We start from the raw sequence: 16,301 nt of genomic DNA on the forward strand, positions 1-16,301 counted from the left end.
TGGTTCCAGGTGGGTCAGTCGATACGCTCGATGATGTCCTCGACGGTCTCCCAGTGTGAGCGGACCTGTCCCGACGGGAGGTAGATGGCCCCGTAGTTGTCGCCCTGCCGGTCGACCATGTTGTTGTCCATCAGGACGTCGAGATGGTGGCGGATGGTGGTGTAGTCGAGGTCAAGCGCGTCGGCGAGTTGGTTCGCGTTGCGAGGGCGGTCGTCGATGGCACGCATGATACGGACACGGTTCTCCCCGCCGCGAGTTCCCGTGAGCACGTACCACAACACCCCCTCCATCATGTCTCATGACCCCCACCACGACCGTAAGTGCATCGACACGTGAAGCGTGCGAAAGGGACGAAACCGCGGCACATCTCCGTCACGTTTCACCGAGCGTGGTCGACAGTCGGCCGAGAGTTCGCCCGGACTCGGGAAGGTGCTCCGAAGGTTCGTCGCTAGCATCGGTCTTCGGTGACTGATACCGACACCGACACCGACACTAACGACACTGCACGGCTGGACCGTGTAAACTCGCCTACGTCAGCCGGATCGTCTCGCGGTACGCCCCGAACTGCTCCTCGAAGACGTCCATGATCTCGCCCATCGTGACGTACGCCTTCACGGCGTCGACGAGGACGGGCATGACGTTCTCCTCGGCCTCGATGGTCTCGCGGAGTTCGTCGAGGGCGGCCTCGACGGCCGCGTCGTCGCGCTCGGCTTTGACCTCGTCGAGTCGGGCGAGCTGCCGTTCCTGCACCTCGTCGGAGACGTGCAGGAGGTCGGGCTGGGTGTCCTCGTCGACGGTGTACTTGTTGACGCCGACGACGGTCTCCTCGCCGTCCTCCACGCGCGTCTGGTACTCGTATGAAGCCTCCTGAATCTCGCGGTGGAAGTAGCCCTCGTCGATGCCGTGGAGGACGCCGTCGCGGACGGAGCCGTCTCCCATCTCTCTGATCTCCTCGATGTAGGCCATCGCCTCGGCCTCGACCTCGTCGGTGAGTGACTCGACCATGAAACTCCCGGCCAGCGGGTCGACACTGTCGGCCGCGCCGGACTCGTCGGCGATGATCTGCTGGGTCCGGAGGGCCACCCGCACAGCCTCCTCGGAGGGGAGTGCCATCGCCTCGTCGAAGGAGTTGGTGTGGAGCGACTGGGTGCCGCCGAGGACGCCCGCGAGTGCCTGAATCGTCACGCGGACGATGTTGTTCAGCGGCTGTTGGGCGGTCAGCGACTGGCCCGCCGTCTGCGTGTGGAACTTCAACTGCTTCGACCGTTCGTCCTCGGCACCGTACCACTCGTCCATCACGCGAGCGTAGATGCGGCGGGCGGCCCGGAACTTGGCGACCTCCTCGAAGATGGAGTTGTGCGAGTTGAAGAAGAAGGAGAGCTGCGGGGCGAACTCGTCGACGTCGAGCCCGCGGTCGACGGCGTCCTCGACGTAGGCGAAGCCGTCGGCGAGGGTGAACGCGAGTTCCTGGACGGCCGTCGACCCGGCCTCGCGGATGTGGTAGCCCGAGACGGAGATGGGGCGGATGCGCGGGGTCTCTTCGGCCGCGAACTCGACGGTGTCGGTGACGAGCTTCAGCGACGGTTCCGGCGGGATGACCCACTCCTTCTGGGCGATGAACTCCTTCAGCATGTCGTTCTGGAAGGTGCCGCCGATCTGCTCGCGGGGGACGCCGCGCTGGTCGGCGAGCGCGACGTACATGGCGTAGACGACGGGCGCGGAGGGGTTGATGGTGAAGGACGTGGTGACCTCGCCGATGTCGATGCCGTCGAAGAGGATCTCCATGTCGCGCAGGGTGTCGACGGCAACGCCCTCCTTGCCGACCTCGCCGTCCGAGAGCGGGTCGTCGGAGTCCTTGCCCATCAGCGAGGGCATGTCGAACGCCGTCGACAGCCCGGTCTGGCCGTTTTCGACGAGGAAGTGGAACCGGTCGTTGGTCTCTTCAGCGGTCCCGAAGCCGGCGAACTGCCGCATGGTCCACGTCCGGCCGCGGTACATCGTTGGATACACCCCGCGCGTGTAGGGGAACTCGCCGGGGAAGCCGAGGTCCTCCTCGTAGTCGAGGTCGGCGACGTCGTCGGGCGTGTAGAGGTCGTCGATCTCGAGGTTCGAGACGGTGGCGAAGCGGTCCTTGCGCTCGCCGTGGCGGTCGAGCAGCGGGTCACGGGTCTCGGACTCCCACTCGTCTCTGGCCTCGCGTATTGCCGCGAGGTCGTCCTCGTCGTACATGGTGCAAGTTTTGCCGGACTATTGATTAAGGATTCTGGTCGGAGACCGCGTGGCTCGGACGTCACGTTTTCGGCCGTCGAGCGACTACACGTGGACGATGACGGACGGACGGCTGCTCGGTAGCGAGACGGCACTGTTCGGCGTCGTCGTCCCCGTCGCGCTCGGCCTGGTGACGACGGCACTGCTCGTCCTCGACGGCCGTGCGGCACTCGCGGCAGGTCTCGTCGCTGGTCTCACGCTCGTCGCCATCGGAGCGGTCCTCGCGCTCCGACGCGGAGAATGAAAAGAAATCGGGGCGTGCATCGGCGACGGGCTCGTCTCGACGGGTCGGTGAGTTAGCCGAAGTTCTCGATCTTCGCGGCGTCGACGTCGCCGCCAGCGGCCTCGATGGCCTCGACCGCCTCGTCGACGAAGGCGGCGAAGCCGTAGACGAACACCTGCTCGCCGTCTGCACCGGTGAGGGCGTCGGCGACGGCGTCGGCGATGTCGCCGTCAGTGACGACTACGTCGGCGTCGGCGGCTTCGAGTGCGGTCAGCCGTTCCTCGTGGGCCGGGTCGTCGTCCTGGTAGACGACGGCGGCCTCGTTGCCGTCGGCCAGCGCGCGCTCGGCGATGGCGACGGCGGGACCGACGCCGGGACCGCCCGCGAGGACGACGACGCGGGCCTCGCCCTCGTAGTGGTCCGAACCGTAGGGGCCGGACATCTCGACCTCGTCGCCCGCGCTGAGGTCGGCGAGGAATCCACTGAACGGACCGCCCTCCGCGGAGTCGATGCCGACGGTGACCTCGAAGGTGTCGGAGACGGTGGGCGAGGAGAGCGTGTAGAAGCGGGCGTAGCCCTCGCCGTCGATGGTGGTCGAGAGTTTGACGAACTGGCCGGGTTCGGCCTCGAAGCCGTCGGGCGACTCGAACTCGATGGCAACCGTGTCGGTGCCGACCGACTGCGCGGCGGCGACAGTGACTGTGGCGTCCATGGCCGGCAGTTCTCGTCGGCGACAGAAGGACCTTCCCATCGTGTCCCGGTGTCTCACGGTCCGTCGTCGGGAATAGCGGCAAAATGGGCACTGGTCAAACAGACACTAACCGCCCTTTTCAGAAGGCTTTTCATCCGAGCAAGGGAACCCCCGACACACATGCCTGCGGACTTCAACTGGGCCATCGGCGGCGAAGCCGGCGATGGGATAGATTCCACAGGGAAGATTTTCGCTCAGGCACTTTCACGGGCTGGCCGGCACGTGTTTACCTCGAAGGACTTCGCGTCTCGTATCCGCGGCGGATACACGGCGTACAAGGTCCGCACGTCCGTCGACCAGGTCCAAAGTGTCGTGGACCGCCTTGACGTTCTCATCGCGCTCACACCGCGTACTATCGACGAGAACCTCGAGGAACTGCACGAGGGCAGCGTCATCATCTACGATGGTGAGCGCACCTCGATGCAGAACGTCGAGATTCCGGAGGGGATGATCGGGCTGGACGTCCCCCTCAAGAGTCTCGCCGAAGAGGCTGGCGGTGCCATCATGCGCAACGTCGTCGCACTCGGTGCGGCCTGCGAAGTCTCTTCCTTCCCTATCGAAAACCTGGACAGTGCACTGGAGAAACGCTTCGGCTCGAAAGGGCAGAAACTCGTCGACAACAACAAGGAAGCCGCCCGCGCGGGGCAGGACTACGTCGCCGAGGAGTACGACCACGAGTTCGACTACGATCTGGAGACCACCGACAACGACTACGTCCTCCTGAACGGCGACGAAGCCATCGGGATGGGCGCGCTCGCGGCTGGCTGTCGGTTCTACGCCGGATATCCCATCACGCCCGCGACGAACGTGATGGAGTATCTGACGGGACGCATCGAGCAGTACGGCGGTCACGTGCTGCAGGCCGAGGACGAACTCTCCGCCATCAACGTCGCACTCGGTGCCGCACGCGCCGGTGCCCGCTCGATGACGGCGACCTCCGGTCCCGGGATCGACCTGATGGCCGAGACGTTCGGTCTCATCGCGACCTCGGAGACGCCGCTCGTCATCTGTGACGTCATGCGCTCGGGTCCCTCGACGGGGATGCCGACGAAGCAGGAGCAGGGCGACCTCAACATGGCGCTCTACGGCGGCCACGGCGAGATTCCGCGGTTCGTCCTCGCACCGACGTCGGTGTCGGAGTGCTTCTGGAAGACGGTCGAGGCGTTCAACCTCGCCGAGAAGTACCAGACGCCGGTCTATCTGCTCTCGGACCTCGCGATGGCCGTCACCGAACAGACGTTCCCGCCGGAAGCGTTCGACATGGACGCAGTCGAGATCGAGCGCGGCAACGTCGTCGACGACGACACCATCGGCGAGTGGCAGAACGAGAAGGGGCAGTTCAAGCCCCACGCGCTCGCCGAAGACGGCATCAGCCCGCGTGCCTTCCCCGGCACGGACGGCGGTGCCCACATGTCCACCGGTCTCGAGCACGACGAGCTCGGTCGCCGGACGGAGGACACCGATATGCGCGTCCAGCAGGTCGACAAGCGTAACCAGAAGGTCGAGACCGCAAAGGAGCGCGAGGACTTCAGCCCGCGCGAGTTCGGCAATCCGGACTCCGACCAGCTGGTCATCTCGTGGGGTTCCAACGAGGGAACCATCGCGGAAGCGATGCAGTATCTCGAAGACGGGGATGTCGACATCCGGTTCCTCTCCGTCCCCTACATCTTCCCGCGTCCCGACCTGACCGAGGACGTCGAGGCCGCCGACGACGTGGTCGTCATCGAGGCCAACGCGACCGGCCAGTTCGCGGACGTCGTCGAGCACGACACGCTCACGCGCGTCAAGCGTATCAACAAGTACAACGGCGTGCCGTTCAAGGCGGACGAACTCGCAGACGACATCAAGGAGACCCTGGAAGCATGAGCTCGGAAGTCAGATTCACCGATTTCAAATCGGACAAGCAGCCGACGTGGTGCCCCGGATGTGGGGACTTCGGCACGATGAACGGGATGATGAAGGCACTCGCCGAAACCGGCAACGACCCGGACAACACGTTCGTCGTCGCCGGTATCGGCTGTTCCGGCAAGATCGGGACCTACATGCACTCCTACGCGCTTCACGGCGTCCACGGACGTGCACTGCCGGTCGGCACGGGTGTCAAACTCGCCAACCCCGACCTCGAAGTGATGGTCGCGGGTGGCGACGGTGACGGCTACTCCATCGGTGCCGGTCACTTCGTCCACGCCGTTCGCCGCAACGTCGACATGACCTACGTCGTCATGGACAACCGTATCTACGGGCTGACGAAGGGGCAGGCCTCGCCGACCTCGCGCGAGGACTTCGAGACGTCGACGACGCCGGACGGCTCGAAGCAGCCGCCGGTCAACCCGATGGCGCTCGCACTCGCCGCTGGCGCGACGTTCATCGCCCAGTCGTTCTCCTCTGACGCCCTGCGTCACCAGGAGATCATCCAGAAGGCCATCGAGCACGACGGCTTCGCCTTCGTCAACACCTTCAGTCCGTGTGTCACGTTCAACGACGTCGACACCTACGACTACTTCCGCGACTCGCTCGTGGACCTTGACGACGAGGGCCACGACCCGACCGACTACGACGCCGCCAAGGACATGATCCTCGACTCCTCGAAGGAGTACATGGGAGTCATCTACCAGGACGAGGAGTCGGTCTCCTACGAGGAACAGCACGGCCTGACCGAGAACATGTCGGAGATTCCGGACGGCGCGCCCGAGGACGCGATGGACCTCGTTCGCGAGTTCTACTAACCGACCTTTTTCTCCGGGGGGTTCGCGAGCGCCTCTGGCGCTCGCTCAACCCCCGGTAAAAACGTCGATGAAAAAGGCCGCGAGGCGAGCACTGCGAGCCTCGCGGTACGACACGCTGGACAGCGACCGGTTTCTCAGCTCTCGACGCTGGTTCCCTTGGACATTCGAAGCGACTGAGCTGTCGCCACGAAGAGAGCGACACTTACGAACTCGACTGCGACGAGCGGGAACGCCGGGCCGTAGCCGTCCCCGAACGTGTTCGACCAGCCGTACCCGAACAGATAGCCGTAGACGAGCAAGCCATGCAGTAGAATCGTCGTTGTCACCAGCAGGCCGGTGACACTCACACCGAGTCGGCGGCGGCTGTAGCCCGGTCGCCGATAGCGAACCCAGATGAACCACGATACCGACCCCACGAGTGAGAGACCAGCGAGCGCGACGTGGAGGACGAGTGAAGGTGGCGTCGTCACACGACGACTGCTTCGTGGAGCGTTATCGACTTTTCCCCGTCACTCACTCGTCGCCTCGTGTTCGATCGCCTCGACGAGTGCGTGAATCCGCGCCGTCTCGTCCATCGACTCGGGGTGGACGGCGACGGCGACGACCACGTCGTCACCGTGTTCGACCACGGCGACGTGGACGAGGGCGGCGACCCGGGTTCCCTCGATTTCGACGGTGCCTGCGTAGGTCGTGACCGTCGTCGGCGTCTCGAGAACCGTGCGCTCGACGGCGTCGACGCGGCGGAGGTCACCCACGTCAGCGACAGCGGCGACATCGCCAGCGTCGCTAGCGTCGCCAACGTAGCCAGTGACGTTCAGCGTCGCGGTCGCGTTGAGCACGCGGTCGAGGAGGACGCCGTCGGCCATCCGGGCGAAGGGGTTGACTGACTCGCCCGCGACCTCGACGTTCGGCGTGCTGAGCACGAGGAGCAGTGAGACTTCGTCGTCGGCGACCGTTCGCGAGTAGCCCGAGAGCTGGCTGGTGACGGTGACGTTCCGTGAGATACCCGCCGTGCCGACGGTGTAGCCCAGCGGAACCGCGGTCGTGTTGCCGTGGACGTAGCCGACGGACTCGTACGCTGACTGCGGAATCGTCGCTGGCGACGCCTCTGCGGCGAACAGGGTCCCGGTACAGCCCGCGAGGACCAAGACGACTGTGAGGACGACCGTCGAAGCGACGCGTGAGACGCTCATACCTCTCTTGACGCGACGAGAGACGATGAGCGTTTGTCAGGAACCGTTGCCGCCGACTCCGCCGTGTCGGCCGCGGATATCTCGGTCGGGGCGAGTCGCATCGCCGACGCGCACAGCCTACCCTGACGCCGATTCCGACGACCGCTGGCCTCCTGCGCGGAGAAGCTGCTCGATCTCGTGGCTGTCGAGGACGTCGAGGACACTCTCACCCTCCTCGACGCGCCGTCGCTTGTCCGCGCTCAACAGGTCGTCGCCGTGGGCTTCGAGCAGGTCCTGCAGCGTCTGTTCGAGGTCGTCGGGGTCGTAGCCAGGGATGACCATGAGAGTGTGTATGCTAACAAACCACATATAGGGTGGGTTCGGCGGGTTTCGGCAGCCGGTGGTCAGTGGTGGGGGTCAGTGAGGGAGCAACCGTCCGACTCTGGGCAATAAACCATATAATGCGATAGAGAATCTTCGTAACACGTCTTCGTCACGCCGCGACCGACGTCGAGGAAGGAGAGTTCGGCGTGGAACTTGCGCGCCAGTCCGGCCGACGAGAACCGAGCGACGGTTTCGACGCTCCTGTCGGCCGAGTGATTAGCCGAAGAAAAACTCTGCCCGGCGTTCGTTTGCTGGATTCGCGCCGAGTCGGTCGGTGGCATGAGCAGAGCGCGCCGACTCCCGCACCGGCGGCGTGAACCGGGAAAAACCTCTCGCCTCCGGTCAATGCGTGGTCGAAGTGCCCCGGTTTACCTGTCGAGCACCAAACGACAGTGATGCCTGAAACCGGAGACGCAGCCCCCGACTTCACGAACAAGGTCGCAACCGGCGACGTAGCGGAGTTCACCCTCTCCGAGGCGACGGGAGACGGACCGGTCGTCCTCGCGTTCTTCCCCGGCGCGTTCACCCCGCCGTGTTCCAACGAGATGGTCGCGCTCGAAGCCCATCTCGACGACTTTGAGGCCGCCGGTGCAGCGGTCTACGGAGTGAGTGCCGATTCGCCGTTCTCACTGAACGCCTTCCGTGACGAGCACGACCTCTCGTTCGATCTCGTCAGCGACATGAGCCGCGAGACGATTCGCGCGTACGACTTGGAGATCGACATCGCGGACCTCGGTCTCCACGGTGTCGCCAACCGCGCGGTCTACGTCCTCGACGACGACGGCGAGATCGTCTACGACTGGATCGCCGACAGCCCCGAGAACGAACCGGACTACGACGAACTCCTCGACGCGGTCCAGTCGGCATAACGGCCCGATCTCGTTTCTTCCCGCAGTTTTCTTGCTGCTGTTAGTCACGCGTGCGAGCGGCGGTGCCCGAGCGGTCGGCGTTGGACGGTTGCCAGCGACGCCCGTCCGCGGTGGGTCGCTGTCTCTCCTGTGGGGGTGTCTGGCTCTGGACCCCGTGGCGGTGATTTGTTATCGTCGTATGCAGTTTATCGTGGCGTTCGATACCACACCTGTACCGGCAGGATACTACCCGGTCGCAACCCCTTTTCAGCTCAGAGGCGATGTGTCGTATATGTCGAAACAAGAACCTGCAGACGACGTGCCGCGCGCAAACGGGATGCCGGTGCTCGGTCTCGGGACGTGGGAGAACACCGAGGCGGGCCAGTGTGCGACCTCCGTGAAGGAGGCGTTGGAGATGGGCTACCGTCACATCGACACGGCGCAGATCTACGGCAACGAGGACGAGGTCGGTAACGGCATCGCCGCCGCCGACGTCGACCGCGAGGAGGTCTTCCTGGCCACGAAGGTCTGGATCGACCATCTCGACCACGACGGTGTCGTCGAGACGACGAAAGAGAGCCTGGACAAACTGGGTGTCGACTCCGTCGACCTGCTCTACGTCCACTGGCCGTCGCGCAGCTACGACGCCGAGGAGACGCTCGCGGCGTTCAACGAACTCGTCGAGGAGGGTCTCACCGACCGTATCGGCGTCAGTAACTTCGAACCCGAGCATCTGGAGGAGGCCGTCGACATCTCCGACGAGCCGATCTTCGCCAACCAGGTCGAACTCCATCCGCTGCTCCCGCAGGAGGAGATCCGCGCGAAGGCCGACGAACTCGACATCGAGGTCGTCGCCTACTCCCCGCTCGCTCGCGGGAAGGTCTTCGACAACGAGACGATCCAGGCGGTCGCCGAGAAGCACGACGCCAGTGCCGCACAGGTCAGCCTCGCATGGCTGCGCGAGAAGGGTGTTACCGCCATCCCGAAGGCGACGGGCACCGACCACATCCGCGACAACTGGGAGTCGCTCGCCGTCGACCTCGACGAGGAGGACGTCGAGACGCTCGACGCCATCGACGTGACTGACCGTCGCGTCGACCCCGGCTTCGCCCCCTGGTAGGAACGTCCGCGCTCCGACACGTTCTCCCGGCTTTTTCGCCCCGAAAGCACAGTTTTACGTCGCCCGCCCAGACAGTCGTGTGCGATGGAATCGACACAGCCGGGGGTGCTCGGTGCGATCCGAATCGACCTCGCACGGCTCCACGCGACGTGGATGGAACTGCTGTTTCCGCGCCAACTCGACCCGAGCCGCGTCCTCGGAAAGTGGCGGCCCGAGACGACGGCACAGAAGGTCGGCTACTACGGCTGGGCGTCGGTGGGCGTCCCGCTCGTCGCGGTCGGCTATCCGCTGCTCATCCTCGGCGTGCTCATCCGCTTCAACTCCCGACAGCTCGACAGCGCGGGGGCACGCCTCGGCGTCCTCGGCGTAGTCGCGCTCTCGCTGGTCGTCTGGGGCGGCTTGACGGTCCTCGCCCGCTTTCGGTTCAGCCAGAGCGGCTTCTTGGCCGTCCTCGCCGCCAGCCTCGTCGCCACGCTCGCCGCCGGACTCGCTGTCGTCTTCGCCCGAATCGGCGGCCGCGGGACGAGCGTCCTTCTCGCGTATCCGAGTGCGATGACCGCGCTCTTCCTCCCGCCGGTCGTCGCCGCGCTCTACTCACCGAGCGTGGCCGCCGTCGTCTTCCCCGGCAGCCAGTCGCTCGCCGTCTGGCTGCTCGACACCGTGCTCACCGTCGGCGACCTCAACGTCCTGCTGCGTGAGCAGTTCGACCTCCGAGGCGTCGCCTACGTCGGAATGTGGTTCGGTCTCGCCGTCCCCCTTGGCTGGCTCCTCGGCGTCGTCGTCACGCTCGCCGACATCGTCCGCCCGCGTGAGGACGACACCACCACGCCGATCTGATCGAACCACCACGCTGATCTGACCGTCCTTCCGCCTCCGTAACCGTTACTCTCGCCGCGGCCTACCATCGACCATGGAGTTCGACCTGCAGAAGACCGTGCTGCTGTTCACGATTCCACTCCTCGTCATCATCGGCGGGACCGTGACGAGTCCGATGCCCCAGCCCATCAGCATCGGCGTCAGCGTCGGCATCGCACTCTTCGGCGTCCTCGCGCTCGTCGTCGGCATCAAACACGGCGAGTTCCGCGCGACGCACTGAACCGCTGCATCCGACGGACCAAGTCGGCCAGTTCGGCCGACCGCTGGGACCCAACGACCAGTGAGCGGTCGCCGTAGACCACCTCTACCGCCCCGTCGCCGTCGATGTTGTACGCCGACGTCCCGAAGCCCAGATGCAGTCCCCAGTGGGCGAGCGGTGTCACCGCCCGGTACGGATGGTGTTCGACCCGGTCGATGTCCTCGAAGCGGATGACACGGCGACGGTGAAACGGGAGGAAACTGACTTCGATGGCCTCCTCCGTGACCTCCGTCGTCAGCCGCATCACCGCGAAGGCGGCGACGACGCCGGCCGCGACGAGGAGACAGACCGCCCGCGCGAACGTCGTCTCCGCTTCCCCGATTCCGAACAGCACGAACAGCGTCACGGTCGCGACGACGAGCAGCCAGTGCCGTGGCTGGCGGAACCGCTGGACCTCCCGATAGAGCGACTCCCGGCTGGCGTTCACGTGCTACCATACGTCGTGGCCGACGAAAAACAGTGCGTCTCTCGGTTCGCTACTGTTCGACGACTTCGTCGAGCGTCTCCTCGCGGACACTCGCGGCGACACCGACGCCGACGAGGCTGACGACGAGTCCCGCGACGATGAATATCGCCAGCCGTTCGAGCGGTGTGAGTACCAGCCCGTTCGGCAGCCGGAGGTTGCCGAGGACGCCTTCCTGTTCGAGGAAGTAGCCCGAGAAACCCCGGACGACGAGGCCGACCGCAAAGACGCCGAACGGGAGGTTGATGAAGGGCCGCCGCGCGCCGTCGGCGCGGATGAGTTCGTCGAGCAAGCGTCCCATACTCGCGGTCAACGCGGCGAGCGCGAGCCAGGGGACGCTCCGGTAGGTGAAAAGCAGGATTCGGACGTACTGCACGTCGGTCTGGAGGTCGCCGACGGCGAGCGCGCCGAGAAAGAGCCCGACGAGCGTCAGCCCCGCGGCGACGACGTAGGTGACGATAGAGACCTGTCCCGAGTAGAGCGCGTCGCGGGCGCGGTCGACGGCCGCCGCCAGCCGGTCGTCGATGGCCAAGCCCTTGTAGAGCAGGACGGCACCGAGCAGCGACGCCAACGCCGCGAGCGCGACCTGCGGGCCGAACTGCGTGAGGAGAAGGGGCAAGAGGAGGAGACCGACCCCGAGCGGGACGAGCACCGTCGAGCGCAGCTCTTCGTCGCCGAGGAACTGCTTCAGCAGGTAGTAGGTGGACTCGATGTCGTGGGCCTGCCGGACGACGACCCGGTCGACCGAGTCGACGGTGAGGCGGCTCTCGACGATGGGGATGACGCGTTCGTCTTGGGCACTGTCGATGACGACGATGGCGGAGTCGGGATCATAGCGGTCGACGAGGTCGTCCAACTGTCCCGCGACCGAGCGGTCGGCACCGACGAGCGAGTCGCCGACGCCGCCGACGACCGCGACGACGGCGTCCTCCTGTTCGTCACGCAGGTCGCGGGCGACGCGGAGGGCTTCGAGCAGGCAGTTGACGCTGGAGTCTTCGGGGTCGGCGAGACCGACGTCCGTCACCAGCGCGTGGACGGCCTCCCAGCCGGCGACCGGCATCTGCAGGCCGGTCTTACGACTGATGTCGTTCGAGCGGTCGACACAGACGACCAGCGTGGTCACACCTACCGCGTCGTCGGCGTGTGTGAAAACCCTCCCGGTCGCAGCAGTCAGAAACGGAAGTCGAAGCCGTCGTCGGGGTCGACGGCACTCGCGACGCCCGCACCGAGCGCGTAGGCGACGGCTTGTGACCCACCGCGGAGCCGTGACGTGAGACCGCGGTCGGGCTGGAACTCCGAGACGGAGACCTCCTCGCCGATGCGGTCCGCGACGTGGTCCTCGACCTCCTCGCGGGTCCCGAGCTGGTCGACGAGACCGAGTTCGAGTGCCTCGGTGCCGAGATAGACACGAGCCTCGGTCTCACGGATCGCCTCGGGGTCCATGTCGCGGCCCTCGGCGACGCGTTCGACGAAGTGCTCGTAGTAGTCGTCGACGATGCCCTGGAGGTAGCTGCGTTCGTCGTCGGACATCTCCTTCAGCGGCTGCCCGGCGTCCTTGTACTTCCCGGCGGCGAAGCGTTCGTAACTGACGCCGAGCTGGTCGGCGAGTTCCGAGACGTTCGGCCGCGAGCCGATGACGCCGATGGAGCCGACGATGCTTCCCTCGCGTGCCCACAGCTCGTCGCAGCCGCTGGCGATCCAGTAGCCGCCGCTGGCACAGACGTCGGTCGTGTAGGCGACGGTCGGCCCGTCGAAGGCGGCCGCAGCCCGCCGGATGTCGTCGCTCGGGACGACCGCGCCGCCGGGCGTGTCGAGCTTGACGAGCAGTGCCTGGACGTTGTCGTCCTCGTCGGCCGCCTCGACGAGGTCGGCGATCTCGTCCGCGCTGGCCCCGCCGGGACTCGTCGGCAGACGCCCCGGACCGCCGTCACGGGAGATGGGTCCCTCGACGGCGACTTCGGCGACGTTGTAGTCGGGATACCGTCGACTTGCGAGACGGGAACCCGCGCGGGCCCCGAAGACGACGAGAGCGATAGTCAACAGGACGCCGAGCAGTTCTGCGATGTCGTCGGGCACGGCGTAGAACAGCAGCCAGCCGACGACGGCGGCGACGGCGACCGCGACGAGGACGATGAGCAGTTGGACGATTCGCGTCGAGCGGTCGCTCACAGCGACTCACCCGCGAGTGGGAGACGGTTCTGAGAGAGAGCCATGCCTACGGCTCCGGGGGGCGTACGTATAAAACTAAAAGCAACTCTCGGAAGCGAACTTAGAGCAGCCCCGTCTTCTGGAGCTTCATCAGGTCCTCGGTGTCGAGGGTCTCGCCTTCCTTGAACTTCTGGTAGATCTCTTCGGCCTCTGCCTTGGCCTCTTCGCGCTTCTCTGCGCGCTCGTCCTTCCGCTCTGCCTCCTCCTGCTTGTCGAGTTCGCGGAGACGCTTCTGGACGCGGACGAAGTCCTCGTGGTGGCGGTCGGCGGCTTCCTGCGCCTGCACGAACAGCTCGTGCATCTCGTCGGCCTTGTCACGGATGTCGTCGGCCTCGCGGTAGGCCTCGATCATCTGGTTGTGGTGTTCCTGGGCCTTGTCTGCCAGCTCCGTCACCTTCTGGTGGTGCTGGGACGCCTCGGAACGGACCTCTTCGGCCTCTTCGACGAGCTCTTCGAGTTCGCCGCTGTCGTCGACCTTGTCCTTCTTCTGCTGGTACTGTTCGCGCTTGTTCTCGATCTTCTCGATGAGTTCGCGCTCGTCTTCGGTCGAGAGGACTTCGGTCTGCTGGCGGAACTCCAGCTGTTCGATCTCCTCTTTGAGCTCCTCGAGACCCTTGCCGTCGTCCATGTCAAGGTCGCCCTTCATCTCGTCGACCTTGTCGAACAGTTCGTTGGCCTCGGCGTTGAGCTGGTTGCGGCTCTCCTTGTGCTCTTGGACCTGCTCGTTGAGCTCGTCGCGCTGTTCGCGGTGCTCCTGTGCCTCGTCGACCTTCTCGCGCGTCTTGGCGTTCAGGTCGTCGCGCTTGGAGGCACGCTCGGATGCCATCTGGTTGAGATCGTTTCGTCGGTCGCGGAGCTGACCGGCGAGCTTGATGAGCTGTCCTTTAGAACCAGTTTCGAGCTGTTCGTCTGTGAGTTCGACGTTGTTCGCTTCGTCGAGTTCTTTGATGTCGAATTCTTCTACTACTGCCATGTTAATCAAACCTCGATACCATACCCGCTCCGGGAGCGGCGGCTAGCTGTCGGAGTGCGACCGGCCGTGAATAAGAATTTCCGATCATTCTGCGTGCGATGCCGCCGGAACGCCGGAGGCGCTCTGGTACCTCATCATATACGAGGATAGCATATAAATACTTCGGTGGGGTGGACGGGTGAAAGGAGCTACCACACCGCGGAATTCGGCCATGTGAGGCCATCACACGACTCGTGGTGACTATATAAACAGATTGTGCCAACAATGCACATGGTAGTCCGTCCGATGGGTCGGGCGGCACCGACGGAACGCCAGTTCTTTGCCCTCGAACCGTCGTCTCTGGGATATGGAAGAAGAAGTCGTCCGCGCCCGCGGCCACGAGCACGTCTCCGCGGCACACGCGAGTACGTTCGAGGTGACGAGCGACGACTGGCTGACACCCGCAGGAGACTGTATCCTCGCCATCGAGGCCGACCGCACCCCGGCGGACTTCGACCCCGCGTTCGTCGACGCCTGCCAGGACACCGACGCCGAGATCACGGCGACCGTCGAGGTCGGCGAGTACACCGAGACCGTCACCGGCCACGGCCACCCCGACCTCACCTTCGAGGGCGACCGGAGTTTGGTCGGACGGACGAGCGACCACACCGACGACCGGACGGTCATGCTCGGTGCCGACTTCGCGGCCGAGGGCTTCGACCGCGACCTCGTCGCCGCTCTCGATGATGGGGCCGAGTTGACGCTGACGCTCTCCGTCGAATAGGCCGCTCTCCTCGCCGCCTCCACGCCGCTTTTGCCCGTTGCGTCCCCATCGGCACCCATGCCCGAGGAACCCGCAGAGAACATCAGCGGCGGCGACGACGGCGGTGGCGCGGACGCGGCGTTCGTCCCCGGCGAGGCCGACACCCGCGCGGCGGCAGTCGTCGACGCCCTCGGCGAGATGTACTGGCAGAAGGCCTACGGCGGCCAGGACGCCTTCACCTGTCTCGTCCGCACCATCCTGAGCCAGAACACGAGCGACAAGGCCAGCCAACCGGCCCACGACAGCCTGATGAACCGCTACGGCGGCGGCGACCTCGCGGCGACGCTCGCCGACGCCGAGCAGTCCGAACTCGCCGAGACTATCCAGTCTGCGGGGCTCTACAACCAGAAGTCAGAGATGATCATCGGTGCGGCCGAAGAGATCGTCGCCGACTTCGGCGGCGCGGCGGCCTTCGACGAGTTCGTCCGCGACGAAGCGCCGTCGACGGTCCGCAGTCGACTCCTCGAAATCCACGGCGTCGGCCCGAAGACGGCAGACTGCGTGCTGCTCTTCGCGGGCGGTCGCGGCGGCGTCTTCCCCGTCGACACCCACGTCCACCGCATCGCTCGTCGGATGGGGCTCGCCCCGCCGGACGCCGACCACGAGGAGGTTCGCGAACACATCGAGCGCGACGTCCCCCCGGAGAAATGTGGCTTCGGCCACACCGCGATGATCCAGTTCGGCCGCGAATACTGTTCGGCCCGCAAGCCAGCGTGTCTCGACGGCCCGGAGGCGTGTCCGCTCTACGACCTGTGTGACAAGGTCGGAATCGACGAACTGGACGGGACTGTCACCGACCCGGCCGAGGCGAACTGACGGCCCGACGCCGACTGCAGCGGCGGCCGCTTACTTGGCCAACTGGGCAACGAGCGCGTCCGCGCTCGCGAGGTTCGTCGCGAGCGGGACGTCGTGCACGTCGCAGATGCGGAGCAGGGCGGTGATGTCCGGCTCGTGCGGCTGGGCGGTCAGCGGGTCACGGAGGAAGACGACGGCCCGACACTCGCCGTCGGCGATCTCGCCGCCGATCTGCATATCGCCACCGAGCGGGCCGGAGGCCTTCCGCTCGATGTCGAGACCCGTCGCCTCCATCAGCTTCTTGCCGGTCGTCCCGGTCGCGATGAGGTCGTACTCTTCGAGGACGTCGGCGTGTTCCTGCACGAACTCGATGAGTTCGGGCTTCTTCTCGTCGTGAGCGATGAGTGCGACGGACATACGTCTCAGTGTGTGA

The 16,301-nt window shown here is 65.5% G+C and carries 20 protein-coding genes; 9 read left to right on the plus strand and 11 right to left on the minus strand.

What is annotated here, in order from left to right:
- Window positions 1-14: 14 nt before the first annotated feature.
- Window positions 15-290 carry a winged helix-turn-helix domain-containing protein gene (locus tag BLR57_RS04570; RefSeq protein ID WP_089695523.1) on the minus strand — a complete coding sequence of 92 codons (276 nt, stop codon included), beginning with the start codon at window positions 288-290 and terminating at the stop codon, window positions 15-17.
- Window positions 291-528: 238 nt separating this feature from the next.
- The gene (locus BLR57_RS04575) at window positions 529-2,229 is read right to left on the minus strand and encodes an acyl-CoA mutase large subunit family protein (protein ID WP_089694583.1); all 1,701 of its coding nucleotides are present in this window, start codon (window positions 2,227-2,229) and stop codon (window positions 529-531) included.
- A 97-nt stretch (window positions 2,230-2,326) separates the two neighbouring features.
- On the opposite strand from BLR57_RS04575, the gene BLR57_RS04580 reads away from it, so the two are divergent.
- Window positions 2,327-2,512 (plus strand): hypothetical protein, encoded by a 186-nt coding sequence (locus BLR57_RS04580; RefSeq protein WP_089694585.1) that lies wholly within the window; start codon window positions 2,327-2,329, stop codon window positions 2,510-2,512.
- A 52-nt stretch (window positions 2,513-2,564) separates the two neighbouring features.
- Here the strand turns inward: BLR57_RS04580 and BLR57_RS04585 are convergent, their stop codons facing one another.
- Window positions 2,565-3,203 carry an FAD-dependent oxidoreductase gene (locus BLR57_RS04585; RefSeq protein WP_089694588.1) on the minus strand — a complete coding sequence of 213 codons (639 nt, stop codon included), beginning with the start codon at window positions 3,201-3,203 and terminating at the stop codon, window positions 2,565-2,567.
- Window positions 3,204-3,362: 159 nt separating this feature from the next.
- Between BLR57_RS04585 and BLR57_RS04590 the strand changes: the two genes are divergently transcribed.
- Together BLR57_RS04590 and BLR57_RS04595 are read left to right on the plus strand one after the other, a co-directional pair.
- On the plus strand, window positions 3,363-5,108 hold the full coding sequence (locus BLR57_RS04590) for a 2-oxoacid:acceptor oxidoreductase subunit alpha (protein ID WP_089694590.1): 1,746 nt from the start codon (window positions 3,363-3,365) through the stop codon (window positions 5,106-5,108).
- Window positions 5,105-5,968 carry a 2-oxoacid:ferredoxin oxidoreductase subunit beta gene (locus tag BLR57_RS04595; protein ID WP_089694592.1) on the plus strand — a complete coding sequence of 288 codons (864 nt, stop codon included), beginning with the start codon at window positions 5,105-5,107 and terminating at the stop codon, window positions 5,966-5,968. The genes BLR57_RS04590 and BLR57_RS04595 overlap by 4 nt, the downstream gene beginning before the upstream one ends.
- A gap of 134 nt (window positions 5,969-6,102) precedes the next feature.
- Here the strand turns inward: BLR57_RS04595 and BLR57_RS04600 are convergent, their stop codons facing one another.
- From BLR57_RS04600 to BLR57_RS04610, 3 genes are all read right to left on the minus strand, one after another.
- Window positions 6,103-6,438, minus strand: a complete 336-nt coding sequence (locus tag BLR57_RS04600) for a hypothetical protein (protein ID WP_089694594.1) — start codon at window positions 6,436-6,438, stop codon at window positions 6,103-6,105.
- A gap of 39 nt (window positions 6,439-6,477) precedes the next feature.
- On the minus strand, window positions 6,478-7,161 hold the full coding sequence (locus tag BLR57_RS04605) for a DUF6517 family protein (RefSeq protein ID WP_089694596.1): 684 nt from the start codon (window positions 7,159-7,161) through the stop codon (window positions 6,478-6,480).
- Window positions 7,162-7,278: 117 nt separating this feature from the next.
- Window positions 7,279-7,482, minus strand: coding sequence for a DUF8027 family protein (locus BLR57_RS04610; protein ID WP_089694598.1), 204 nt, complete (start codon window positions 7,480-7,482; stop codon window positions 7,279-7,281).
- Between the two features lie 437 nt (window positions 7,483-7,919).
- Here BLR57_RS04610 and BLR57_RS04615 point away from each other — a divergent pair, with 437 nt between their 5' ends.
- The 4 genes from BLR57_RS04615 to BLR57_RS04630 all read left to right on the plus strand — a co-directional run bounded on the left by BLR57_RS04615 (window position 7,920) and on the right by BLR57_RS04630 (window position 10,588).
- Window positions 7,920-8,393, plus strand: coding sequence for a redoxin domain-containing protein (locus BLR57_RS04615; protein WP_089694600.1), 474 nt, complete (start codon window positions 7,920-7,922; stop codon window positions 8,391-8,393).
- A gap of 316 nt (window positions 8,394-8,709) precedes the next feature.
- Complete coding sequence (locus BLR57_RS04620) at window positions 8,710-9,492, plus strand: aldo/keto reductase (protein ID WP_089695526.1); 783 nt, start codon at window positions 8,710-8,712, stop codon at window positions 9,490-9,492.
- 84 nt (window positions 9,493-9,576) lie between these two features.
- On the plus strand, window positions 9,577-10,329 hold the full coding sequence (locus BLR57_RS04625; RefSeq protein WP_089694602.1) for a hypothetical protein: 753 nt from the start codon (window positions 9,577-9,579) through the stop codon (window positions 10,327-10,329).
- A 73-nt stretch (window positions 10,330-10,402) separates the two neighbouring features.
- Window positions 10,403-10,588 (plus strand): DUF7333 family protein, encoded by a 186-nt coding sequence (locus tag BLR57_RS04630; protein ID WP_089694604.1) that lies wholly within the window; start codon window positions 10,403-10,405, stop codon window positions 10,586-10,588.
- On the opposite strand, the gene BLR57_RS04635 is transcribed toward BLR57_RS04630, so the two are convergent.
- The 4 genes from BLR57_RS04635 to BLR57_RS04650 form a co-directional block, all read right to left on the minus strand.
- Complete coding sequence (locus BLR57_RS04635; protein WP_089694606.1) at window positions 10,557-11,054, minus strand: hypothetical protein; 498 nt, start codon at window positions 11,052-11,054, stop codon at window positions 10,557-10,559. The genes BLR57_RS04630 and BLR57_RS04635 overlap by 32 nt on opposite strands.
- 49 nt (window positions 11,055-11,103) lie before the next feature.
- On the minus strand, window positions 11,104-12,213 hold the full coding sequence (locus BLR57_RS04640; protein WP_089694608.1) for a DUF373 family protein: 1,110 nt from the start codon (window positions 12,211-12,213) through the stop codon (window positions 11,104-11,106).
- A gap of 47 nt (window positions 12,214-12,260) precedes the next feature.
- Entirely contained in the window at window positions 12,261-13,259 is a 999-nt protein-coding gene (sppA, locus tag BLR57_RS04645) for a signal peptide peptidase SppA (protein ID WP_089694610.1), read from the minus strand.
- Between the two features lie 100 nt (window positions 13,260-13,359).
- Complete coding sequence (locus BLR57_RS04650) at window positions 13,360-14,271, minus strand: coiled-coil protein (RefSeq protein WP_089694612.1); 912 nt, start codon at window positions 14,269-14,271, stop codon at window positions 13,360-13,362.
- A gap of 346 nt (window positions 14,272-14,617) precedes the next feature.
- Here BLR57_RS04650 and BLR57_RS04655 point away from each other — a divergent pair, with 346 nt between their 5' ends.
- Both BLR57_RS04655 and BLR57_RS04660 read left to right on the plus strand, forming a co-directional pair.
- A complete protein-coding gene (locus BLR57_RS04655; RefSeq protein WP_089694613.1) occupies window positions 14,618-15,034 on the plus strand; it encodes a DUF371 domain-containing protein in 417 nt (138 codons plus the stop codon).
- A 57-nt stretch (window positions 15,035-15,091) separates the two neighbouring features.
- Window positions 15,092-15,889, plus strand: coding sequence for an endonuclease III domain-containing protein (locus BLR57_RS04660; RefSeq protein WP_089694616.1), 798 nt, complete (start codon window positions 15,092-15,094; stop codon window positions 15,887-15,889).
- A 30-nt stretch (window positions 15,890-15,919) separates the two neighbouring features.
- Here BLR57_RS04660 and mgsA read toward each other — a convergent pair whose 3' ends face one another.
- A complete protein-coding gene (gene mgsA, locus BLR57_RS04665; RefSeq protein ID WP_089694618.1) occupies window positions 15,920-16,285 on the minus strand; it encodes a methylglyoxal synthase in 366 nt (121 codons plus the stop codon).
- Window positions 16,286-16,301 lie beyond the last annotated feature (16 nt).

The sequence above is a fragment of the Halogranum gelatinilyticum genome (assembly GCF_900103715.1).
Classification (GTDB): domain Archaea; phylum Halobacteriota; class Halobacteria; order Halobacteriales; family Haloferacaceae; genus Halogranum; species Halogranum gelatinilyticum.